This window comes from Variovorax sp. P1_G12 (genome assembly GCF_056405555.1).
In genome coordinates this window covers 1-18,668 of sequence record NZ_JBFUBW010000036.1, presented here as the reverse complement: position 1 = coordinate 18,668, position 18,668 = coordinate 1, and the positions used below count along the sequence as shown (strand labels likewise).

The following is an 18,668-nucleotide window of genomic DNA, read 5'->3' as shown; positions in this document are numbered from 1 at the left end:
GGGTGTGCGGGGGGCCCGGACAGCGGAAGCCTTGAGGGACAATCGGAGCTTCGGCGCCGGCCACGGCGCAACGCCCGCCCCTCCATTTCTTCCCACCACGTCTCGCCCGCCTCTTCATGAAACGCACCTGGCTGCTGTTCGCCCAAGCCGTGACCATCCTGCTCGCGGCCTATTTCGTCGTCGCGACGCTCAAGCCCGAGTGGCTGAACCGGCGCATCGGCCCGCTCAGCGGCCTGGTCTCTGTGATCGAGGCCCCCACCGCGCCCGCCGGCCCCCCCACCGCCGGCAGCCTGAGCGCCGCGGCCAAGAAGGCCTCGCCGGCGGTGGTCAGCATCAACACCAGCAAGGCGGCGCAGCGCTCGCCGCGCAACGACGACCCGTGGTTCCGTTTCTTCTTCGGCGACCAGGGCGACCAGCCACAAGTGGGGCTCGGCAGCGGCGTGATCGTGAGCGCCGACGGCTACATCCTCACCAACAACCATGTCGTCGAAGGCGCGGACGAGATCGACGTCACGCTCAACGACAGCCGCCATGCGCGCGGCAAGGTGATCGGCACCGACCCCGACACCGACCTCGCGGTACTCAAGATCGAGCTCGACAAGCTGCCGGTGATCGTGCTGGGGAACTCCGACGCGCTGCAGGTCGGCGACCAGGTGCTGGCCATCGGCAACCCCTTCGGCGTCGGCCAGACGGTCACCAGCGGGATTGTCTCGGCGCTCGGGCGCAACCAGCTCGGCATCAACACCTTCGAGAACTTCATCCAGACCGACGCAGCCATCAACCCGGGCAACTCGGGCGGGGCGCTGATCGACGTCAACGGCAACCTCGAGGGCATCAACACCGCGATCTATTCGCGCTCGGGCGGCAGCATGGGCATCGGCTTCGCGATTCCGGTCTCGACCGCCAAGCAGGTGCTCGAGGACATCGTGACGGCCGGCAAGGTCACGCGCGGCTGGATCGGCGTCGAGCCGAACGACCTCTCGCCCGAGCTGGCCGAGACCTTCGGCGTCAAGGCGAGCGCCGGCGTGATCATCACGGGCGTGCTGCAGAACGGCCCGGCGGCCAAGGCCGGCGTGCGCCCCGGCGACGTGATCACCGGCGTCGGCGAGAAGAGCATCGGCAACACCCAGGAACTGCTGAGCGCGGTGGCAGGCCTCAAGCCCGGCACGGCAACCCGCTTCGCGCTGCAGCGCGGCAGCGACAAGCTGGAGCTGGACGTCACGCCGGGCCTGCGGCCGCGGTCGCCGGTGCGGCGGACGCCGAACGAGACCGAGTGAATCGAAATCCCGGCGGGGCCGGAATTCAGGACTGCGCCGAGTCGGCGCTTTCTTCCGTCGGCTTGGTGAATTTCGAGAAGTAGCGCGCGCCGATGATGCCGACCTCGTACAACAGGCACATCGGGATCGCGAGCGCGAGCTGCGAGACCACGTCCGGCGGCGTCAGCACCGCGGCGACGACGAACGCCAGCACGATGAAATAGCCGCGGAACGAACGCAGCTTCTCGATCGTGACGAGCTCGAAGCGCACCAGCAGCATCACCACGATCGGCACCTGGAAGGCGACGCCGAAGGCGATGTAGAGCGAAAGGATCGCCTCCACGTAGGACGAGATGTCGGGCGTGGCATTGACCGACGGCGGCGTGAACCTCTGGATGAAGCCGAACATCTTGTCCAGCACGAAGAACTGCACGAAAGCGATGCCGCCATAGGCCAGCAGGCTGCCGAAGAAGATCAGCGGCAGCGCGAACTTCTTCTCGTGGCTGTAGAGGCCCGGCGCCACGAACATCCAGCACTGGTACATGAGCCAGGGCAGCGCCAGCAGCACCGCCGTCATCCCCAGCACCTTGAGCGGCACGAAAAAGGGCGAGAAGACGCCGATCGCGATCAGCTTGGCGTCCGGCGGCATGTGGGCGCGGATCGGCACCGCGATCATGTCGATCAGGCCGGCCGGCCCGGGCCAGATGGCCAGCAAAAGGCCGGCCACGACCAGGCCGTAGACACAGTAGAGCAGGCGATCCCGCAGCTCCATCAGGTGCTGGACGAAGGGCTGCTCGGTGCCGGCCAGTTCGTCTTCTTTGTTCTTGTCGGTGGGGTCGGCCATGTGGGGGGACGCTGCGCTCGGGAATCCGGCACGCGCTGCGCGCGGGCCGGGTCACCAGCTTGCGCTAGTTGATCTTGTGGGGGCGGTAACGGGCCACGCGCGCCGCGCCCGACAGCGCCTTGGTGCGCACGCCGTTGCGCGCCTTGTACCACTGTGGCGTGGCGCCCTGCTTCAGGCGCCAGTTCTTGCGTGGGTGCTTGTACTCGGGGAAGGAAGGCACCGTGTCGGACAGCGCGGAGAGCGTCTGCCCGCTTTCGGAGAACTGCTTCTCGAAATCGCTGGCGCTGGACTGGATGCTCTGCTCGACATCGCGCGCCGCATCCTGCACCGTGTCCTTCATCTTGCGCAGTTCGTCGAGGTCCATCGAGCGGTTGACCTCGGCCTTGACGTCATTCACGTAGCGCTGCGCCTTGCCGAGCAAGGTGCCCACGGTGCGCGCCACGCGCGGCAGCTTCTCCGGCCCGATGACGATCAGCGCCACCGCGCCGATGAGGGCCAGTTTCGAGATGCCGAGGTCGATCACGGATCGGTCTGGCTCAGGACTTCTGACGCGCTTCGACGTCGATCGTCGACTTGTCGGCGGTGGCGTTGCCGGTCACCTGGGCATTCGGGGCGGCAGGTGCGTCGGTCGAGGCGCCATCCTTCATGCCGTCCTTGAAGCCCTTCACGGCGCCGCCCAGGTCGGATCCCATGTTGCGGAGCTTCTTGGTGCCGAAGATCATCACGACGACGAGCAGCACGATCAGCCAGTGCCAGATGGAAAGTGAACCCATGGATTACTCCTGAAGAATGTGTTGGATTTTAGTCGCCGCGAAATGACCGGCCGAAATGATGGCTATCAGCCCCTGAGCCATGGCCGGGGCCCGCCCATGACGTGCACATGGAGATGGTGCACCTCCTGCCCGCCTTCGGCGCCCGTGTTGACCACGATGCGGAATCCGCCCTGGGGGTAGGGCCGGCAGCCCTGCTCGACCGCCAGCTTGGGCGCCAGGGCCATGATTCTGCCCAGCAACGCCGCGTCGTCGGACGTCACCTGCGCCATCGACGGAATGTGGCGTTTCGGGACGATCATGAAATGCACCGGCGCCCAGGGCGCGATGTCGTTGAAGACGAACAACTCGTCATCCTCGTAGACCTTGCGCGACGGGATCTTGCCCTCGATAATTTTGCAGAAGATGCAGTTCGGGTCAGATGACATTGCCTGTTTCCATGGGTCGGCCCGCGTTCATGCGCACCATCCCCTTGACGATGCGATAGAGGAACCAAAGCGAAATCAGTGCCCAGGCGATCCAGCCCGGCACGAGAAAGAGCAGCCACAACCATGAAGTCAGCACGTACAGCACGCCAGCCCACAGCACCGAACGGATGCGCCAGCTGAAGTGCGAGGCCTGCCAGCTGCCGGCAGCGTCCTCGCGCTTGACCAGGTCGATCACCAGCGCGATCAGCAGGAGGCCGATCGAAGCCTGGGCGCCGGGCAGCACGGCGCCGACCGCCACCACCAGATGCAGGATGTAACTGACCCAGCCCCAGGTCTTGAGCGAGTCGTCGGGCTCGACGGTCACGATGTCGTTGGGCATGGCGTGCGCTCCTTTCAGTCGTTGGAAGCTTCGCGGTCCTGCGCCTTGCGCAGGGCCTTTTCCTCGATGCCGCTGGTGCCTTCGCGGCGCTCGAGCTCGGCCACCACATCGGCGGGCGAGAAACCGTAGTGCGCCAGCGCCACCATGCTGTGGAACCACAGGTCGGCCACTTCGTTCACCAGTTTCGAGCGGTCTCCGCCGTGGTCGGCGTCCTTGGCGGCCATCACGACCTCGGTGGCTTCCTCACCGATCTTCTTGAGAAAGGCGTCCGGGCCCCGGTGCAGCAGGCGCGCGACGTAGCTCTGGTCGGGGTCGCCGCCGCGTGCCGGCAGCCGGCTCTCGATGACAGCGGCCAGGCGCGCGAGCGCATCTTCCGCATTGCGTGTTTCAGTGCTCATCTCGGGGACGATGTGTAGATCGAAGCGGGGTCTTTCAAGACCGGCTCGGTGACGGTCCATTGGCCGTTCTCGTACTTGCTGAAGAAACAGCTGTGGCGGCCCGTGTGGCAGGCGATGCCCGGCTCATGGCCCTGCTGCGTGACCTTGAGCAGCACCACGTCGTTGTCGCAGTCGAGCCGGATTTCGTGCACGGTCTGCACATGGCCGGACTCCTCGCCCTTGAACCACAGCTTCTTGCGCGAGCGGCTGAAGTACACGGCGCGGCCGGTCTCGGCGGTCTTGGCGAGCGCCTCGCGGTCCATCCAGGCGAACATCAGCACGTCGTTGCTGCCCTGTTCCTGCGCGATCACCGGCACCAGGCCGTTCGCGTCCCATTTCACTTCGTCGAGCCAGTTCATATCGTTCCAACACGCTGTCGCGTGACCCGCGCCGCACGAAACCGGTGCGATCCGATGCCAGGGATACCGCGGAACCGGCTTTGCCGGGCCGCTGGTATCGCCCCCTTCAAGGGGCTGAGGTCCGCGGCTCCAAGCCTGCCTGCGCAGGCTTGGACGGACCCGAAGAGCCGCTGCCTCTGGCAGCGACTCGGGGCGCCGCAGGCGCTTCGGGGGTGTTTCATATCCGGGTATTGTCGGTCACAGCCGGACCGGGATCCCGCGCGCCGCCATCTGCCGCTTGGCGTCGCCGACCGTGAACTCTCCGAAATGAAAGATGCTGGCCGCCAGTACGGCGTCGGCGCCTCCGGTCTGGATGCCGTCGGCCAGGTGCTCGAGGCTGCCGACACCGCCGGAGGCGATCACCGGCACGCTGACGGCATCGCTCACGGCCCGCGTCAGTTCGAGGTCGAAGCCGCTCTTGGTGCCGTCGCGGTCCATGCTGGTCAGGAGGATCTCGCCGGCGCCGCGGCGCGCCATCTCGACGGCCCACTGCACGGCGTCGAGGCCGGTGTTCTTGCGCCCGCCGTGGCTGTAGACGTCCCAGCCGGGACCCCGCGTGGCGGCGTCCTCGGGCGTGCGCCGCTTGGCGTCGATCGCCACCACGATGCACTGGGCGCCGTACTTGCGCGAGGCGTCCTCGATCACCTGGGGATTGGCGATCGCGGCCGAATTGAAGCTGGTCTTGTCGGCACCCGCATTGAGCAGCCGGCGCACGTCCGCCACCGTGCGCACGCCACCGCCGACGGTCAGCGGAATGAAGACCTGGGAGGCCACCGCCTCGATGATCGGCAGGATCAGGTCGCGGCCGTCGCTGGTGGCGGTGATGTCGAGGAAGGTCAGCTCGTCGGCGCCTTGCGCGTTGTAGCGCGCCGCGATCTCGACCGGGTCGCCGGCGTCGCGCAGTTCGACGAAATTGACGCCCTTGACGACGCGGCCGCCGGTGACGTCGAGGCAGGGAATGATTCGTTTGGCAAGCATGGTGTGGTTCAGGCGATGGGTTCAGGCGACCGTGAGCTGTTGCCAGCCTTGCCACTGGGCACCGGGCGCCAGCAGCACGGGTTCGTCGATGCGTGCGGCCTCGACGCAGAGCATCTGGCGCCAGCCGTCGTCGGGCAGGTCGTCGAGCTTGGCGCTGAGCTGCGGGCCCGGGTTCCAGACCACGGTCTCGGTGCAGCTCGCGCTTTGCGAGATCTCGAGTGTGCCCGAAGGCTGCACCAGCCGAAGCGGCCGGGCGGGCGCGGCGTAGACGCTGTCGAACTCGCTGCCGAAGCCCTGCGCCGGCGCCATGTCGACATGCCGGTCGTCACGCACCGCGTCCCAGCGGTTGGCACCCTGCAGGCCTTCGAGCCGGGCCAAGGTGACATCGTCGACCCGCAGGTAGCTGTGAAGCGCGGCCGCGAAGGACAACGGGCCGCTGCCGCTGTTGTCGATCGTGAGCGCGACGCGCAGCGCCCGCGGCGCCAGGGTGACGGCCAGCCGGGCCCGGAACGCATGCGGCCAGAGCGCGCGGGTGGCCGCGCTCTCGCGCAGCGTCAGCACCACGGTGTCGCGCCGGCCGGCGGCCTCGGGGGCCTCGGCGGTCCAGGGCAGGTTGCGGGCGAAGCCGTGCTTGGGCAGCGACCCGCGCTGATTGAACTGCGGCCAGCAGACCGGCACGCCGCCGCGGATCGCGCTCTGGCCATCGAAGCGGGCCTCGGGGCTCAGGTAGAGCCGCTCCACGCCATCGGCCGTGGTCCAGGACAGCACATGGGCGCCATGCAAGGCCACGGTACAGCTGCCGCCGTCCGGCAGCGCGAGGCACACGGCCGGCTGGCCACGAAAGTCGAGGGCGCTGGAGGTCATGGCCCGATTCTAGATTTGGGGCGGTCCTCGCGATGCGCCATCGGAATCGCAGGGGCATTGCGAACGGCGCGAATTTCGCTTGAAATGGGCTCAACCGGCGGCAGCTGTTGCGCGCCCCCGGCGGAATCCGCGCTTCAGAACAACTCGCACAAGGAGTCGCCATGAGAAGGAAACTGCCGCCGGCAGCCTGGATTCTGATCGCGATGCTGATCGGGATCGTGATCGGCTACATGGTCTTCGTCAATTTCCCGGACAAGAAGACCGCGGTCGAGATCGCGGGCTACATCTCGATCATGTCCGACGTCTTCCTGCGCCTGATCAAGATGCTGATCGGGCCGCTGGTCTTCTCGACGCTGGTGGTCGGGATCGCCCACATGGGCGACGCCGCCGCGGTCGGCCGCGTGTTCGGCAAGGCGCTGGGCTGGTTCATCACCGCCTCGCTGATCTCGCTGGTGCTGGGCCTGATCATGGCCAACCTGCTGCAGCCGGGCCACAACCTGGGCCTGCCGCTGCCCGACATCGGGTCTTCCGCCAACCTCGCGACCTCCAAGTTCACGCTGAAGGATTTCATCAGCCACGTGGTCCCGAAGTCCTTCGTCGAGGCCATGGCCAACAACGAGATCCTGCAGATCGTGGTGTTCTCGATGTTCTTCGGCGTCGCCCTGGCCTCGCTCGGCGAAAAGGCGCGCACGCTGATCAACGCCATCGACGAGCTCTCGCACGCGATGCTCAAGATCACCGGCTACGTGATGAAGCTCGCCCCGCTCGCCGTGATGGCCGCGATGGCCGCCACCGTCGCCACCAACGGCCTGGGCATCCTGCTCAAGTTCGCGGTCTTCATGGGTGGCTTCTACCTGAGCCTGTTCATGCTGTGGGGTTTGCTGGCACTGGCCGGCTTTGTCTTCCTGGGGCCACGCATCGTGACGCTGCTGAAGCTGATCCGCGAGCCCTTCCTGCTGTCCTTCGCAACGGCCAGTTCGGAGGCCGCCTATCCGAAGATCCTGATCGCGCTCGACCGCTTCGGCGTCAAGCGCAAGATCTCCAGCTTCGTGATGCCGATGGGCTACTCGTTCAACCTCGATGGCTCGATGATGTACTGCACCTTCGCCGTGCTGTTCATCGCCCAGGCCTACGACATCCCGCTGTCGATCGGCACCCAGATCACGATGCTGCTGATCCTGATGCTGACCTCCAAGGGCATGGCCGGCGTGCCGCGCGCCTCGCTGGTGGTGATCGCCGCGACCCTGAACCAGTTCAACATCCCCGAAGCCGGACTGCTTCTGATCCTCGGCGTCGACACCTTCCTGGACATGGGGCGCTCCGCCACCAATGCGGTGGGCAATTCGATCGCCACGGCGGTGGTGGCCAAGTGGGAGGGCGAGCTGCTCTCCGAGAGCGACGCCGCGGCCAACGCGCGGGCCATGGATGCCGAGAGCGCCGCAACCCTCGCCCATCCGGCGCACGCCTGAGGAGCGGCCATGACGCCCGTCCGGATCCGCCTCGGGACTGCCGCCGTGCTGCTGGGCGCACTACTGGGCTTGGCGCCGGCCGCGTTCGCGCAGCCCGAGCCGGCGCCGGCGGGTCCGGCGAGCCTGACCGGCACCCTGGCCAGGGCACGGGACGCCGGTGTGGTGGTCATCGGCTACCGGGAGTCGTCGGTGCCGTTCTCCTTCCTGTCGCCGCGCAAGGAACCGATCGGCTACTCGATCGAGCTGTGCAAGGCGGTGGTCGAGGCCATGAGCGATGCGGTGCACAAGACGCTGGCCATCCGCTGGCTGCCCGTGACCGCCGAATCGCGCATCGATGCGGTGGTCAGCGGCCAGGTCGACCTCGAATGCGGCTCCACCACCAGCAACCTGGAGCGCCAGAGACGCGTGGCCTTCTCGCCGACGATGTTCGTCTCGGGCACCCGGCTGCTGGTGAAGAAGGGCTCGCCGATCCAGTCGTTCCGCGACCTGGCCGGCAAGCCGGTGGCCGTGACCGCCGGCACCACCAACGAGAAGACCCTGCGCGACCTGTCGGCGCGCTTCAAGCTGGGACTGAACCTGCTGGTGTCGCGCGACCATGCCGATTCGTTCGCGCTGGTGAAGTCCGGCCAGGCCGAGGCCTTCGCGACCGACGAGGTGCTGCTGTACGGCCTGATCGCGCAGGACCGGGGCGGCGCCGGAGGTGCCAGCGACTACCAGGTGGTCGGCGACTTCCTCTCGTACGACCCCTACGGCGTGATGTACCGCAAGGACGATCCGCAGCTGGCCAAGGTGGTCAACGACACCTTCCAGGCGCTGGCCGAGGACGGCGAGATCGAGCGCCAGTACAAGCGCTGGTTCCTGCGCAAGCTGCCGTCCGGCACCAGCCTCGACCTGCCCATGAGCCCGCAGCTCGAAACCATCATCCAGACCATGGCCGTCAAGACAGAATAGCCCGCTGCACCGGCCGGCGCAGCCAGGCCCGTTCGTGAAACACCGCGGAACCGGCTTTGCCGGGCCGCAGGTGTTGCCCCCGGTAGGGGGTGGGCGCCCGACACGAAGTGCGGGCAACCTGGGGGCGAGCTAGTTACGCCGCCAGTTCGTCCGCGCGAGCCTGGGCGGCGGCGAAATCGAGGTCGCCCGAGTAGATCGCACGGCCGCAGATCACGCCCTCGACGCCATCGGGCTCGACCGCGCACAGCTTGTCGATGTCAGCCATGTTCGACAGCCCGCCCGAGGCGATCACGGGGATCGTGAGCGCCTGCGCCAGCCGCACGGTGGCCTCGATGTTGATGCCCGACAGCATGCCGTCGCGGCCGATGTCGGTGTAGATGATCGACTCGACGCCGTAGTCCTCGAACTTCTTGCCCAGGTCGGCGACCTCGTGGCCGGTCAGCTTGCTCCAGCCGTCGGTCGCCACCTTGCCGTCCTTGGCGTCGAGGCCGACGATGATGTGGCCGCCGAAGGCGCTGCAGGCATCTTTCAGGAAGCCGGGATTCTTGACCGCCGCGGTGCCGATGATCACGTAGCGCAAGCCGTCGTCGATGTAGCGCTCGATCGTGTCCAGGTCGCGGATGCCGCCACCGAGCTGCACCGGGATGTCGTCGCCGACTTCCCTCAGGATCGCCTTGATCGCCGCATGATTCTGCGGTTTGCCGGCAAAGGCGCCATTCAGGTCGACCAGGTGCAGCCGGCGCGCACCGGCTTCAAGCCATTTGCGCGCCATGGCGGCCGGGTCTTCGCTGAAAGTGGTGGACTGGTCCATATCGCCTTGCTTGAGGCGAACACAGTGGCCATCCTTGAGGTCGATCGCAGGAATGAGAAGCATGGTGATGCGGGATTGCGTGGCGGACGAAAGGGGACGGGGACAGTGGGCGGGGGAATGCGCGATGGTACTCAGAACCCGGCAGGCACAGGCCGGGGCCGAGCGATGGGGGCGTTCACTGCGTCAGGGATTCCAGTGGAGGAAATTTCGATAGAGCTGCAACCCGTGCTCCGCACTCTTCTCGGGGTGGAACTGGGTTGCAAAAATATTATCGCGTGCCAGGGCGGCGGTAAAGCGCTCGCCGTAGTCGGCCTCCCCTACGCTGTGGGCGACGTCGGCGGGCCTGGCGTAGAAGCTGTGGACGAAATAGAAGTAGCTCTGGTCGGGCACCCCGGCCCAGACCGGGTGCGCCCGCGTCTGAAAGACCTGGTTCCAGCCCATCTGCGGCACCTTGTAGCGGCTGCCGTCCGGCTGCGTGCGGCCCTCGAGTTCGAACCTGCGCACTTCGCCAGGGATCAGGCCCAGGCCGTCGGTAGGCCCTTCGTCGCTATGGGACAGCAGCATCTGCATGCCGACGCAGACACCGAACAGCGGCTTGCTGGCCGCGGCCTCGAGCACCGACTCGAGCAGGCCGGAGTCGGCCAGCTCGCGCATGCAGTCGGGCATGGCACCCTGCCCCGGCAGCACCACCCGGGTGGCCCGGCGCACCACCTCCGGATCGGAGGTGACGAACACCTCCACCCCGACCTGGTCGGCCGCGTGCTGCACGGCCTGCGACACCGAGCGCAGGTTGCCCATGCCGTAGTCGACGACGGCGACGGTATTGGCGGTCATTGGGCGTCGTGGCGGCTCAGAGCGAACCCTTGGTGGAAGGAATGACACCCGCGGAGCGCGGGTCGAGTTCCAGGGCGGAGCGAAGCGCCCGGGCGAAGGCCTTGAACACGGTCTCGCACTGGTGGTGCGCGTTGACACCCTTGAGGTTGTCGATATGCAGTGTCACGAAGGCGTGGTTGGCAAAACCGTGGAAGAACTCGTAGGTCAGCTGGCTGTCGAAGGTGCCGATCATGCCACTGGTGAAGGGAACGTCCATCACCAGGCCCGGGCGGCCGGAGAAGTCGATCACCACGCGGCTCAGCGCCTCGTCCAGCGGGACGTAGGCGTGGCCATAGCGGCGGATGCCCTTCTTGTCGCCCACGGCCTTGGCCACGGCCTGCCCCAGCGTGATGCCCACATCCTCCACCGTGTGGTGGCCGTCGATGTGCAGGTCGCCCTGGCAGTCGATGTCGAGGTCGATCAGGCCGTGACGGGCGATCTGGTCAAGCATGTGGTCGAAAAAGCCGATGCCGGTCGACAGTTTCGCGCGGCCGGTGCCGTCGAGGTCGACCTGGACCGTGATCTTGGTTTCGGCCGTGTTGCGGGTGACGCAGGCCGTGCGCGCGCCGGTGGCGACGACGGCTTCGGGTGCCAGAGGGGTGTTCATAGTGAGGCTTCGAGGGCGGCGAGCATCTGCGCGTTCTCGTCGGCGGTTCCGACCGTGAGGCGCAGGCAGTTCGCGAGCAATGGGTGCATTTTAGAAACGTTCTTGACCAGCACGCCGCGCGCCTTCATTCCTTCGAAGGTCTTTGCGGCATCGGGCACCCGGATCAGGATCATGTTGGCCTCGCTCGGCCAGCTCTTGACCGCCGGCAGCCGCGCCAGGCGCTCGACCACCCCCGCGCGCTGGTCGCGGATCTCGGCCGCCTGCCCGGCGAACACCTCGGCATGCTCGAGCGCGAACAGTGCGCATTCGCAGTTGAGCACGCTGATGTTGTAGGGCGGGCGCACCTTGTCGACCTCCGCAATCAGCGCCGCCGGGCCCATCAGGTAGCCCAGCCGGGCTCCGGCCAGGCCGAACTTGCTGAGCGTGCGCATCAGGAGCACGTGGCCGTGGCGCGCGACGCGGTCGATGTAGCTGCGGCCGGCAAACGGCTGGTAGGCCTCGTCGATCACCACCAGGCCGCCCTGCGCGCCCTGGGCCAGGACGATCTTCTCGATCACCGCGTCGTCCCACAGGTTGGCGGTCGGGTTGTTCGGATAGGCCAGGAAGACGATGGCCGGCTTCTCCCTGGCGATGGCTTCGAGCATGGCGGTCTCGTCGAGCTCGAAATCGGCGGTCAGCGGCACGCCGACAAAGCGCAGCCCCTGCAGCTGGGCGCTCACGGCGTACATCACGAAGCCGGGCACCGGCGCCAGGATCGCGGCACCGGGCAGGTCGCAGGCCAGCGCCAGCAAGGAGATCAGCTCGTCCGAGCCGTTGCCGAGCATCAGCGCGAAGCCCTCGGGCATGGCGGCATGGGCGGCCAGCGCTCGCTGCAGGTCGGCGCCGCGTTCCCCCGGGTAGCGGTTCAGCGCCAGGGCGCCGAGGCGCTGTCCGAGCGCGGCCTGCAGCGCGGGCGGCAGGCCGTGGGGGTTTTCCATGGCGTCGAGCTTGAGCAGGCCGCGGGCGTCCTGCACGGCATAGGCATGCATGGATTGGATGTCGGCGCGGATGCGGCCCAGTACGCGGCGGGTGTCGTCGGTGGCAGTCATTCGGAGTTCAGGGGTTGCAGCGGTAGCTGTTGCGCAGCGCGGCGGAAAGCACCAGCTGGACCGGCATGTCGGCCTCGTAGCTGTCGGCGTTGCGCGTCAGTTCGGATTGGTAGAGCGAGCGTGCCATCACGGGTTCGAGCCGGCGGCCGTTGATGCAGAAGATCGGCTTGCGGCCCGCGCGCAGCTCCGCGTCGCTGGCCTCGCGCAGACCTTCCATGACTCCGACGAGGTAGTAGTTGGCGTAGAGCTTGCCCTCCTTCTCGTTGGCCTCGAGCAGGCGCAGTTCGCGGATCGACATCGCCTGCGCGAGCGTCGACAGCATCAGCAGCGCCAGGCAGGCGCCCGCCGCGCGGATCAGTCGCGCGGGCGTGGCTTGATCAGCACGCATGGGTTCCCCGCATGGACGCAGTGGCCCTCGAGATCGCGCGTCACGACCGAGCGGGCGCCGACCACGGCGCCATCGCCGATCGTGACGCCCGGCGCCACGAAGGTCTCGGCCGCCAGCCAGACTCCGTCGCCGACGCGGATGTCGTCCCAGATCAGCGGAAAGCTGGGCCGCTTGTAGTCGTGGGTGCCGGTGCACAGCCACACCCGCTGCGAGACGCAGCAGTTCTTGCCGATCCGGACCTCGCCGTAGTTGTAGATCTCGACGCCCTCGCCGATCGCGGTGTACTCGCCGATCACCAGATTCCACGGCATCAGCACCTTCACGCCGGCGCTGATCAGCACCTTCTCGCCGAGCCGGGCGCCATAGAGCCGCAACAGGAAGAGCCGAAGCGGCGACAGCGCGCGCGGCCCGACGCGACCCAGCAGGGCCCAGACCAGCATCCAGGAAGCGCGTCGCAGCTTCTGGCCCAGGGTCCAGGGATGCCCCCGACTGGTCTTGAGATCCATGCCGTCCGGTTTCACGGCGTTGCGCCGCGCAGGCGCAACTCGGCCGCCCGCGCATGCGCCTGCAGCCCCTCGCCGTGCGCCAGCACCGAGGCGACCTGGCCGAGCACCTGGGCGCCCTCCTCGCTGACCTCGATCAGGCTCGAGCGCTTCTGGAAATCGTAGACGCCGAGCGGCGAGCTGAAACGCGCGGTGCCGCTGGTGGGCAGCACGTGGTTGGGGCCGGCGCAGTAGTCGCCCAGGCTTTCGCTGGTGTAGGCGCCCAGGAAGATCGCGCCCGCATGCCGCAGCAGCGGTTCCCAGCGGTGCGGCTCCGTGCTGCTGACTTCCAGGTGCTCGGGTGCGATGCGGTTGCTGATCTCGCACGCCTCTTCCATGCTGCGCGTCTGGATCAGGGCGCCACGGCCGCTGAGCGAGGCGGCGATGATCGCGGCGCGCGGCATCGAGGGCAGCAGCCGGTCGATCTCCTGCTGCACGCGCTCGATGTAGCCGGCGTCCGGACACAGCAGGATGCTCTGCGCCAGCTCGTCGTGCTCGGCCTGGCTGAACAGGTCCATGGCCACCCACTCGGGCGAGGTGCTGCCGTCGGCCAGCACCAGGATCTCGCTCGGGCCCGCGATCATGTCGATGCCCACGGTGCCGAAGACCCGGCGCTTGGCGGCCGCGACGTAGGCGTTGCCAGGCCCGGTGATCTTGTCGACCGCCGGAATCGTCGCCGTGCCATAGGCCAGCGCCGCCACCGCCTGGGCGCCGCCGATGGTGAAGGCACGCGTCACGCCTGCGACGTGCGCCGCGGCCAGCACCAGCGGGTTCTTCTCGCCGCCCGGCGTGGGCACGACCATGATGATTTCGCCGACACCGGCGACGTGCGCGGGAATCGCGTTCATCAGCACGCTCGACGGATAGGCGGCCTTGCCGCCCGGCACGTAGATGCCGACGCGGTCCAGCGGCGTGACCTTCTGGCCGAGCAGCGTGCCGTCGGCATCGCGGTAGCTCCAGCTCTCGCCGCTGGCCTTCTTCTGGGCCTCGTGGTAGGTGCGTACGCGGCGCGCGGCGGCTTCGAGCGCCTCCCGCTGTTCGGCCGGCAGCGATTCGAAGGCGGAACGAAGCTCGGCCGCCGTCAGTTCCAGCGCGTCGACGCTGTCGAGGTCGAGTCGATCGAAACGGCGCGTGTACTCGAGCACCGCCTCGTCGCCGCGGCGCCGCACGTCGGCGAGGATGTCGGCCACCACCTGCTCGATCGCGGCATCGGCCTCGGCGGACCAATGCAGGCGCGCCTGGAATTCGGCCTCGAAGTTGGCCGAAGCGGTCGAGAGACGGGCGGGGGCGGCTTTCAGGTTCATTTCGGAATGGCCGATGCGAAGGCGTCGACGATGTGGCGGATGGCCTCTTGCTTGAGCTTGAGCGCGGCCTGGTTGACCACCAGGCGGGCGCTGATGTCCATGATGCGCTCGACCTCCACCAGGTGGTTGGCCTTGAGCGTGTTGCCGGTCGAGACCAGGTCGACGATCGCGTCCGCGAGGCCGGTGAGCGGCGCCAGCTCCATGCTGCCATAGAGCTTGATCAGGTCGACGTGCACACCCTTGCTGGCGAAGAACTCGCGCGCCAGGCCGACGTACTTGGTCGCCACCTTGAGGCGCGAGCCCTGCTTGACGGCCGAAGCGTAGTCGTAGTCGGCGCGCACCGCGACGCTCAGGCGACAGGCTGCGATGCGCAGGTCCAGCGGCTGGTAGAGGCCCTGGTTGCCATGCTCGAGCAGCACGTCGAGGCCGGTCACGCCGAGGTCGGCGCCGCCATACTGGACGTAGGTCGGCACGTCCGACGCACGCACCAGCACCACGCGCACATCGGGCCGCGTGGTGGCCAGGATCAGCTTGCGCGAGGTCTCCGGATCCTCGGTCACCTCGATGCCGGCTGCGGCCAGCAGCGGCAGCGTTTCCTCGAAGATGCGGCCCTTCGAAAGCGCGAGCGTGATCACGGCAGCACCTCCGCCGACCCGCTGACCCGCTCGATGTCGGCGCCCAGGCCGCGCAGCTTGCCTTCCATGCGGTCGTAGCCGCGGTCGAGGTGATAGATGCGATCCACCATGGTCTCGCCATCGGCCACGAGGCCGGCGATCACCAGGCTGGCGGACGCCCGCAGGTCGGTCGCCATCACGGTGGCGCCGGACAGCTGCGAGACGCCCTCGATCACCGCCACCTTGCCGTCGGTCTGGATCTTGGCGCCCAGGCGCAGCATCTCGTCGACGTGCATGAAGCGATTCTCGAAGATCGTCTCGGTCACGGTCGAGGTGCCTTCGGCAATCGCATTGAGCGCCATGAACTGGGCCTGCATGTCGGTCGGAAAGCCCGGGTACTCGGTGGTGCGGAAGCTCTGCGCCTTGAGCCGGCCCTGGCTTTGAACGCGGATACCGCCATCGACCGCCGACACCTGCGCGCCGGCTTCGCGCAGCTTTTCGATGACCGCGTCGAGATGATCGGCCCGGCCATGCTTCAGGAACACGTCGCCACCGGTCGCGGCCACGGCGCACAGGAAGGTGCCGGCCTCGATCCGGTCCGCCACCACCTGGTGGGTGCAGCCGTTCAGCCGCTCGACGCCCTGGATCCGGATGCGGCTGCTGCCATGGCCTTCGATCGTCGCCCCCATCGCGATCAGCATCTCGGCCAGGTCCGCGATCTCGGGCTCCTGGGCGGCGTTCTCCAGCACGGTCTCGCCATCGGCCAGCACGGCCGCCATCATGAAATTCTCGGTGCCCGTGACGGTCACCATGTCGGTCGTGATGCGGGCGCCGTGCAAGCGCGTGCGCCCGCCGCCGATGCGCGCCACCATGTAGCCGTGCTCCACCACGATCTCGGCGCCCATGGCCTGCAGGCCCTTGATGTGCTGGTCGACCGGCCGCGAGCCGATGGCGCAGCCGCCGGGCAGCGAGACCCTGGCTCGGCCGAAGCGCGCCAACAGCGGTCCGAGTGCAAGCACCGAGGCACGCATGGTCTTGACCAGCTCATAGGGCGCCTCGGGCAGTTCGAGCGCACGCGCATCGATGCGAACCGTGCCGTTGTCGTCGCGTTCGGCCACGACGCCCATGTTGTGGACCAGCTTGAGCATGGTCGCGACGTCCTTGAGGCGCGGCACGTTGTGCAGCGTGACCGGTTGGTCGGTCAGGAGCGCCGCGCAGAGTTCGGGCAACGCCGCGTTCTTGGCGCCGGAAATGAGTACTTCGCCGCGAAGCTTGCGCCCGCCGCGAATCAAGAGTTTGTCCATGAGGAATCCAGCGGAGGTCTAGCGAGACTGGCCTGCCCATTCGGCAGGCGTGAAGGTTTTCATCGAGAGCGCATGTACCTCGTCGGTATGCATTTTCGCGCCCAGGGTGGCATAGACCCGCTGATGACGCTGGATGGCGCGCTTGCCCTCGAATTCGGGCGAGACGATGGTGGCGTACCAGTGGCGGCCATCACCCTCGAGCGTGATGTGGTCGCAGAGCAGGCCCGCCTGGATGATCGATTTCAATTCTTCTGCAGTCATGTCAGTTTTCCAGCGCGCGATCGCGTGACCCGAGACGCATGAAGCGGTCCCGGCGCAAGGCCAGGGATACCGCGGAGCCGGCTTTGCCGGGCCGCCGGTATCGCCCCCTTGAGGGGGAGGCGCCGCAGGCGCTTCGGGGGTGGTTCATTTCATCCGCGGATTTTGTAGCCGATGCGCAGCAGGTGGACCGCGATCGCGCTCACCACCAGCCAGGCGCTGCCGACGATCGCCAGGCTCAGCCACGGCGAGGCGTCGCTGACGCCGAAGAAGCCGAAACGGAAGCCGTCGATCATGTAGAAGAAGGGGTTCAGGTGGCTCACCGTCTGCCAGAAAGGCGGCAGCGAGCCGATCGAATAGAACACGCCGGACAGGAAGGTCATCGGCATGATGAGGAAGTTCTGGAACACCGCCATCTGGTCGAACTTCTCGGCCCAGAGGCCGGCGATCAGCCCCAGCGTGCCCAGGATGGCGGCGCCCAGGAAGGCGAACACCAGGATCCACAGCGGCGCCACGAAACCCGGCATGGCAAAGAAGGCCGTCACCACGAACACGCCCAGGCCGACGGCCAGCCCGCGCACGATCGACGAGCCGACATAGGCGAAGAACCAGCCCCAGTGCGAGAGCGGCGTCAGCAGCACGAACACCAGGCTGCCCATGATCTTGCTCTGGATGATCGACGACGAGCTGTTGGCGAAGGCGTTCTGCAACACGCTCATCATCACCAGGCCCGGCACCAGGAAGGCCGTGTAGCTCACCGTGCCGTAGACCTTGACGTGATCCTCCAGCACGTGGCCGAAGACCATCAGGTAGAGCACCGCGGTCAGCACCGGGGCGCCGACGGTCTGGAAGCCGACCTTCCAGAAGCGCAGCGTTTCCTTGTACAGAAGCGCCCGCCACCCCAACGCGTTGATCATCATGTGAGCCCCCACGCCCGGCACTGCGTGTCCGAGCTGCCCCCCGAGGGGGCGTTCGCTTGCTTGGGGCGGCCCGGCGCGGCGCTCATCGGGCGACCTCCAGCGGCGTCTGCTCGCCGGCCATCAGGTCGATGAACACGTCCTCCAGGTCGGCCTTGCGCATCTCGACGTCCTCGACATCGAGACCGGCTTCGCGGATCGCGGCCAGCAGCTGCTCGACCTCATAGGCGTTCTGCGCCGGCAACTGCACGATGCGACCCGTGATGCGCGCGTGCTGCGCGATCGACCAGGGCAGCATGCCGTCGGTCTTGAAGCGCAGCACGTTGCTGGCGGCATTGCGCAGCAGCTCGCTGGTGCGGTCGAGCGCGATCACGCGGCCCTGCTTGAGCATTGCGATCCGATGGCACAGCGCCTCGGCCTCCTCGAGGTAGTGGGTGGTCAGCAGCACCGTGCTGCCCTGCTTGTTGAGCTTGGCCACGAACTGCCACAGCGTCTGCCGCAGCTCGACGTCGACGCCTGCGGTGGGTTCGTCCAGCACGATCACCGGCGGCTTGTGGACCAGCGCCTGCGCGACCAGCACGCGCCGCTTCATGCCGCCCGAGAGCTGCCGCATGTTGGCATTCGCCTTGTCGGCCAGGCCGAGGCTGTGCAGCAGTTCGTCGATCCAGGCGTCGTTGTTCCGGATGCCGAAATAGCCCGACTGGATGCGCAGCGCCTCGCGGACGTTGAAAAAGGGGTCGAAGACCAGCTCCTGCGGCACCACGCCGAGCTGGCGGCGCGCCTGGGCGTAGTCCTTCTGCACGTCGAAGCCGTGGACGCCGATGGCGCCGCTGGTCGGGCGCGCGAGACCCGCGAGCATGCTGATCAGCGTGGTCTTGCCGGCGCCGTTCGGTCCCAGGAGGCCGAAGAACTCGCCCTCCTCGATCTGGAAGCTCACGTCGTCGACAGCGCGAAGCCCAGGTTTGCCCTGGTTTCGTTGCTGGCGTGAGGCGGGGTAGGTCTTGGAGACCGATTGGAAGGAGATCGCGGGCATTGGAACGGAGCATTTTAAGCTCGCCCCCAGGTTGGCTCACTTCGTGTAGCCGCCCACCCCCTACCGGGGGCGCAGTCAGCGGCCCGGCGAAGCCGGTTCCGCGACTGCCCACCAACGGGCCTGGCTGCGCCGGCCGTTGAAAACCGGCGCTGCTC

Annotated in this window: 24 protein-coding genes; 3 read left to right on the top strand and 21 right to left on the bottom strand. The window is 67.5% G+C overall.

All coding sequences use genetic code 11. The annotated features are described in order from the left end of the window. Window positions 1–116 precede the first annotated feature (116 nt). Entirely contained in the window at window positions 117–1,277 is a 1,161-nt protein-coding gene (locus AC1D2O_RS30860; protein ID WP_478158430.1) for a trypsin-like peptidase domain-containing protein, read from the top strand. A 25-nt stretch (window positions 1,278–1,302) separates the two neighbouring features. On the opposite strand, the gene tatC is transcribed toward AC1D2O_RS30860, so the two are convergent. The 9 genes from tatC to AC1D2O_RS30815 form a co-directional block, all read right to left on the bottom strand. Further along, window positions 1,303–2,100 carry a twin-arginine translocase subunit TatC gene (tatC, locus tag AC1D2O_RS30855; protein ID WP_478088910.1) on the bottom strand — a complete coding sequence of 266 codons (798 nt, stop codon included), beginning with the start codon at window positions 2,098–2,100 and terminating at the stop codon, window positions 1,303–1,305. 64 nt (window positions 2,101–2,164) lie between these two features. Next, on the bottom strand, window positions 2,165–2,623 hold the full coding sequence (tatB, locus tag AC1D2O_RS30850) for a Sec-independent protein translocase protein TatB (RefSeq protein ID WP_478088909.1): 459 nt from the start codon (window positions 2,621–2,623) through the stop codon (window positions 2,165–2,167). A gap of 13 nt (window positions 2,624–2,636) precedes the next feature. Then, window positions 2,637–2,873 (bottom strand): Sec-independent protein translocase subunit TatA, encoded by a 237-nt coding sequence (gene tatA, locus AC1D2O_RS30845; protein WP_478088907.1) that lies wholly within the window; start codon window positions 2,871–2,873, stop codon window positions 2,637–2,639. 65 nt (window positions 2,874–2,938) lie between these two features. Continuing rightward, complete coding sequence (locus tag AC1D2O_RS30840; RefSeq protein WP_478088906.1) at window positions 2,939–3,298, bottom strand: histidine triad nucleotide-binding protein; 360 nt, start codon at window positions 3,296–3,298, stop codon at window positions 2,939–2,941. Then, the gene (locus AC1D2O_RS30835) at window positions 3,288–3,677 is read right to left on the bottom strand and encodes a DUF4870 family protein (RefSeq protein ID WP_478088905.1); all 390 of its coding nucleotides are present in this window, start codon (window positions 3,675–3,677) and stop codon (window positions 3,288–3,290) included. Before AC1D2O_RS30835 ends, AC1D2O_RS30840 begins: the two co-directional genes overlap by 11 nt. Before the next feature lie 14 nt (window positions 3,678–3,691). Next, on the bottom strand, window positions 3,692–4,075 hold the full coding sequence (locus AC1D2O_RS30830) for a phosphoribosyl-ATP diphosphatase (RefSeq protein ID WP_478088904.1): 384 nt from the start codon (window positions 4,073–4,075) through the stop codon (window positions 3,692–3,694). Beyond that, window positions 4,072–4,473 carry a phosphoribosyl-AMP cyclohydrolase gene (gene hisI / locus AC1D2O_RS30825; RefSeq protein ID WP_478088902.1) on the bottom strand — a complete coding sequence of 134 codons (402 nt, stop codon included), beginning with the start codon at window positions 4,471–4,473 and terminating at the stop codon, window positions 4,072–4,074. Before hisI ends, AC1D2O_RS30830 begins: the two co-directional genes overlap by 4 nt. Window positions 4,474–4,710: 237 nt before the next feature. Then, window positions 4,711–5,490: an imidazole glycerol phosphate synthase subunit HisF gene (gene hisF, locus AC1D2O_RS30820; RefSeq protein ID WP_478088901.1), complete on the bottom strand. Its 780-nt coding sequence runs from the start codon at window positions 5,488–5,490 to the stop codon at window positions 4,711–4,713. 21 nt (window positions 5,491–5,511) lie between these two features. Beyond that, on the bottom strand, window positions 5,512–6,354 hold the full coding sequence (locus AC1D2O_RS30815; RefSeq protein WP_478088900.1) for a D-hexose-6-phosphate mutarotase: 843 nt from the start codon (window positions 6,352–6,354) through the stop codon (window positions 5,512–5,514). A 161-nt stretch (window positions 6,355–6,515) separates the two neighbouring features. Here AC1D2O_RS30815 and AC1D2O_RS30810 point away from each other — a divergent pair, with 161 nt between their 5' ends. Then, the gene (locus tag AC1D2O_RS30810) at window positions 6,516–7,823 is read left to right on the top strand and encodes a dicarboxylate/amino acid:cation symporter (protein ID WP_478158429.1); all 1,308 of its coding nucleotides are present in this window, start codon (window positions 6,516–6,518) and stop codon (window positions 7,821–7,823) included. A 9-nt stretch (window positions 7,824–7,832) separates the two neighbouring features. Beyond that, the gene (locus AC1D2O_RS30805) at window positions 7,833–8,774 is read left to right on the top strand and encodes an amino acid ABC transporter substrate-binding protein (protein ID WP_478088897.1); all 942 of its coding nucleotides are present in this window, start codon (window positions 7,833–7,835) and stop codon (window positions 8,772–8,774) included. A gap of 133 nt (window positions 8,775–8,907) precedes the next feature. Here the strand turns inward: AC1D2O_RS30805 and hisA are convergent, their stop codons facing one another. The 12 genes from hisA to AC1D2O_RS30745 form a co-directional block, all read right to left on the bottom strand. Continuing rightward, a complete protein-coding gene (gene hisA, locus AC1D2O_RS30800) occupies window positions 8,908–9,648 on the bottom strand; it encodes a 1-(5-phosphoribosyl)-5-[(5-phosphoribosylamino)methylideneamino]imidazole-4-carboxamide isomerase (RefSeq protein ID WP_478088895.1) in 741 nt (246 codons plus the stop codon). Between the two features lie 120 nt (window positions 9,649–9,768). Beyond that, window positions 9,769–10,419 (bottom strand): imidazole glycerol phosphate synthase subunit HisH, encoded by a 651-nt coding sequence (hisH, locus tag AC1D2O_RS30795; RefSeq protein ID WP_478158428.1) that lies wholly within the window; start codon window positions 10,417–10,419, stop codon window positions 9,769–9,771. A 16-nt stretch (window positions 10,420–10,435) separates the two neighbouring features. Then, the gene (gene hisB / locus AC1D2O_RS30790) at window positions 10,436–11,065 is read right to left on the bottom strand and encodes an imidazoleglycerol-phosphate dehydratase HisB (RefSeq protein WP_478088892.1); all 630 of its coding nucleotides are present in this window, start codon (window positions 11,063–11,065) and stop codon (window positions 10,436–10,438) included. Continuing rightward, entirely contained in the window at window positions 11,062–12,153 is a 1,092-nt protein-coding gene (hisC, locus tag AC1D2O_RS30785; RefSeq protein ID WP_478088891.1) for a histidinol-phosphate transaminase, read from the bottom strand. Before hisC ends, hisB begins: the two co-directional genes overlap by 4 nt. A 7-nt stretch (window positions 12,154–12,160) precedes the next feature. Next, entirely contained in the window at window positions 12,161–12,541 is a 381-nt protein-coding gene (locus AC1D2O_RS30780; protein ID WP_478088890.1) for a hypothetical protein, read from the bottom strand. Further along, window positions 12,508–13,062: an LbetaH domain-containing protein gene (locus AC1D2O_RS30775; RefSeq protein WP_478158427.1), complete on the bottom strand. Its 555-nt coding sequence runs from the start codon at window positions 13,060–13,062 to the stop codon at window positions 12,508–12,510. The genes AC1D2O_RS30780 and AC1D2O_RS30775 overlap by 34 nt, the downstream gene beginning before the upstream one ends. Further along, window positions 13,059–14,387: a histidinol dehydrogenase gene (gene hisD, locus AC1D2O_RS30770; protein ID WP_478088887.1), complete on the bottom strand. Its 1,329-nt coding sequence runs from the start codon at window positions 14,385–14,387 to the stop codon at window positions 13,059–13,061. Before hisD ends, AC1D2O_RS30775 begins: the two co-directional genes overlap by 4 nt. After that, a complete protein-coding gene (hisG, locus tag AC1D2O_RS30765; RefSeq protein WP_442284735.1) occupies window positions 14,384–15,022 on the bottom strand; it encodes an ATP phosphoribosyltransferase in 639 nt (212 codons plus the stop codon). Before hisG ends, hisD begins: the two co-directional genes overlap by 4 nt. Beyond that, complete coding sequence (gene murA / locus AC1D2O_RS30760) at window positions 15,019–16,305, bottom strand: UDP-N-acetylglucosamine 1-carboxyvinyltransferase (RefSeq protein WP_478158426.1); 1,287 nt, start codon at window positions 16,303–16,305, stop codon at window positions 15,019–15,021. The genes hisG and murA overlap by 4 nt, the downstream gene beginning before the upstream one ends. Before the next feature lie 18 nt (window positions 16,306–16,323). Further along, the gene (locus AC1D2O_RS30755) at window positions 16,324–16,566 is read right to left on the bottom strand and encodes a BolA family protein (RefSeq protein ID WP_478088884.1); all 243 of its coding nucleotides are present in this window, start codon (window positions 16,564–16,566) and stop codon (window positions 16,324–16,326) included. Between the two features lie 149 nt (window positions 16,567–16,715). Continuing rightward, window positions 16,716–17,480: an ABC transporter permease gene (locus tag AC1D2O_RS30750; RefSeq protein ID WP_478088913.1), complete on the bottom strand. Its 765-nt coding sequence runs from the start codon at window positions 17,478–17,480 to the stop codon at window positions 16,716–16,718. A gap of 85 nt (window positions 17,481–17,565) precedes the next feature. After that, window positions 17,566–18,513 (bottom strand): ABC transporter ATP-binding protein, encoded by a 948-nt coding sequence (locus AC1D2O_RS30745; protein ID WP_478088882.1) that lies wholly within the window; start codon window positions 18,511–18,513, stop codon window positions 17,566–17,568. Window positions 18,514–18,668: the final 155 nt, after the last annotated feature.

What these genes read in the sequence shown, in the direction of transcription:
- AC1D2O_RS30860 (WP_478158430.1), top strand. Translation starts at nt 117, where the DNA reads ATGAAACGCACCTGGCTGCTGTTCGCCCAAGCCGTGACCATCCTGCTC.
- tatC (WP_478088910.1), bottom strand. Translation starts at nt 2,100, where the DNA reads ATGGCCGACCCCACCGACAAGAACAAAGAAGACGAACTGGCCGGCACC.
- tatA (WP_478088907.1), bottom strand. Translation starts at nt 2,873, where the DNA reads ATGGGTTCACTTTCCATCTGGCACTGGCTGATCGTGCTGCTCGTCGTC.
- AC1D2O_RS30840 (WP_478088906.1), bottom strand. Translation starts at nt 3,298, where the DNA reads ATGTCATCTGACCCGAACTGCATCTTCTGCAAAATTATCGAGGGCAAG.
- AC1D2O_RS30835 (WP_478088905.1), bottom strand. Translation starts at nt 3,677, where the DNA reads ATGCCCAACGACATCGTGACCGTCGAGCCCGACGACTCGCTCAAGACC.
- AC1D2O_RS30830 (WP_478088904.1), bottom strand. Translation starts at nt 4,075, where the DNA reads ATGAGCACTGAAACACGCAATGCGGAAGATGCGCTCGCGCGCCTGGCC.
- hisI (WP_478088902.1), bottom strand. Translation starts at nt 4,473, where the DNA reads ATGAACTGGCTCGACGAAGTGAAATGGGACGCGAACGGCCTGGTGCCG.
- hisF (WP_478088901.1), bottom strand. Translation starts at nt 5,490, where the DNA reads ATGCTTGCCAAACGAATCATTCCCTGCCTCGACGTCACCGGCGGCCGC.
- AC1D2O_RS30815 (WP_478088900.1), bottom strand. Translation starts at nt 6,354, where the DNA reads ATGACCTCCAGCGCCCTCGACTTTCGTGGCCAGCCGGCCGTGTGCCTC.
- AC1D2O_RS30810 (WP_478158429.1), top strand. Translation starts at nt 6,516, where the DNA reads ATGAGAAGGAAACTGCCGCCGGCAGCCTGGATTCTGATCGCGATGCTG.
- AC1D2O_RS30805 (WP_478088897.1), top strand. Translation starts at nt 7,833, where the DNA reads ATGACGCCCGTCCGGATCCGCCTCGGGACTGCCGCCGTGCTGCTGGGC.
- hisA (WP_478088895.1), bottom strand. Translation starts at nt 9,648, where the DNA reads ATGCTTCTCATTCCTGCGATCGACCTCAAGGATGGCCACTGTGTTCGC.
- hisH (WP_478158428.1), bottom strand. Translation starts at nt 10,419, where the DNA reads ATGACCGCCAATACCGTCGCCGTCGTCGACTACGGCATGGGCAACCTG.
- hisB (WP_478088892.1), bottom strand. Translation starts at nt 11,065, where the DNA reads ATGAACACCCCTCTGGCACCCGAAGCCGTCGTCGCCACCGGCGCGCGC.
- hisC (WP_478088891.1), bottom strand. Translation starts at nt 12,153, where the DNA reads ATGACTGCCACCGACGACACCCGCCGCGTACTGGGCCGCATCCGCGCC.
- AC1D2O_RS30780 (WP_478088890.1), bottom strand. Translation starts at nt 12,541, where the DNA reads ATGCGTGCTGATCAAGCCACGCCCGCGCGACTGATCCGCGCGGCGGGC.
- hisD (WP_478088887.1), bottom strand. Translation starts at nt 14,387, where the DNA reads ATGAACCTGAAAGCCGCCCCCGCCCGTCTCTCGACCGCTTCGGCCAAC.
- murA (WP_478158426.1), bottom strand. Translation starts at nt 16,305, where the DNA reads ATGGACAAACTCTTGATTCGCGGCGGGCGCAAGCTTCGCGGCGAAGTA.
- AC1D2O_RS30755 (WP_478088884.1), bottom strand. Translation starts at nt 16,566, where the DNA reads ATGACTGCAGAAGAATTGAAATCGATCATCCAGGCGGGCCTGCTCTGC.
- AC1D2O_RS30750 (WP_478088913.1), bottom strand. Translation starts at nt 17,480, where the DNA reads ATGATCAACGCGTTGGGGTGGCGGGCGCTTCTGTACAAGGAAACGCTG.
- AC1D2O_RS30745 (WP_478088882.1), bottom strand. Translation starts at nt 18,513, where the DNA reads ATGCCCGCGATCTCCTTCCAATCGGTCTCCAAGACCTACCCCGCCTCA.